Annotated in this window: 1 protein-coding gene; it reads right to left on the bottom strand. The window is 37.2% G+C overall.

Going from position 1 to position 1,061, the window contains the following annotated elements; translation table 11 throughout:
• Nucleotides 1-1,061: hypothetical protein (locus ACEN2H_RS15615; protein WP_441733989.1), on the bottom strand; the 1,061-nt coding region annotated here is incomplete at both ends.

Genomic DNA, 1,061 nt, shown 5'->3' with positions numbered 1-1,061 from the left:
AATCAATATTTCCTGAATTGGTTATTCCTTGCGTAGTGGTGATGCCAGTTACGTCTAAAGTACCTCCTATTGTTGCTAATCCACTTGTTGAAAGTGTGTCAGAATCAATATTTCCTGAATTGGTTATTCCTTGCGTAGTGGTGATGCCAGTTACGTCTAAAGTACCTCCTATTGTTGCTGTACCATCAACATTTAAAGTCGTATCAAAATCAACTGCACCTTGTGCATTTAATGTGCTTTTCACTACTGTTGCTCCAGTTACATCTAAGGTTCCGCCAACAGTTGCATTATTCGTAACCGCTACACTATTTAAGGTAGCCAATCCACTTGTACCTAAAGTACTAAGAGAAGTATTACTTGTCACCCCTAATGTCCCCCCAATAGTCACATTATTGATAACTGATGCTCTATTTAATGTAGCTAATGCTTCTACGTTCAAGTTCCCCGATCCTGGTAAATTTTCACTAACCGTTAAATTCTTAAAATTTCCATTTGTACCAAAAATATTAGATGCATCAATCTGATTCGCACTAATCGCGGAAGCATCGATTTTGGTAGCTGTAATATTTATAAAACCCGCCGTTCCCGTGAATGTAGGAGATGCTGACAAAACCAAACTACCAGTTCCTGTTACTGTACTCGTACCTGTTCCACCATTTGCAAAAGGCAAAGTTCCCGTTACTTTTGTGCTAAGATCTATTGTTCCATTAGCAATATCATTGTTAACTATAGTACCATCAGCAATCATTGAATTAACAACTTGGTTTGCGCCAATTGTAGTTGTTCCATTATTGTCAATCGTAACATTTCCTGACAACGATCTGAAAGCATTATTCGTACCATCGGAAATAATTATTTGACCATTTGTTCCATTTGCCAATTTATTTATTCCAATCTCGGCGTTGGCATTTACGTCTGCATCTATTATTTCACCATTTAATATTTTGAGTGAAGTTACTGCATCAGCAGCTAATTTTTCTGTCGTAACATTTGCATCAGCAATCTTAGAGGTTGTTACTGCAAGATCAGCTAATTTTCCTGTGCTAACATTTAAATCAGCA

This window comes from Flavobacterium sp. W22_SRS_FP1 (assembly GCF_052113685.1).
Lineage (GTDB): Bacteria > Bacteroidota > Bacteroidia > Flavobacteriales > Flavobacteriaceae > Flavobacterium.
The sequence above is the reverse complement of the archived record's forward strand: the minus strand, read 5'-3'. Positions and strand labels throughout refer to the sequence as shown.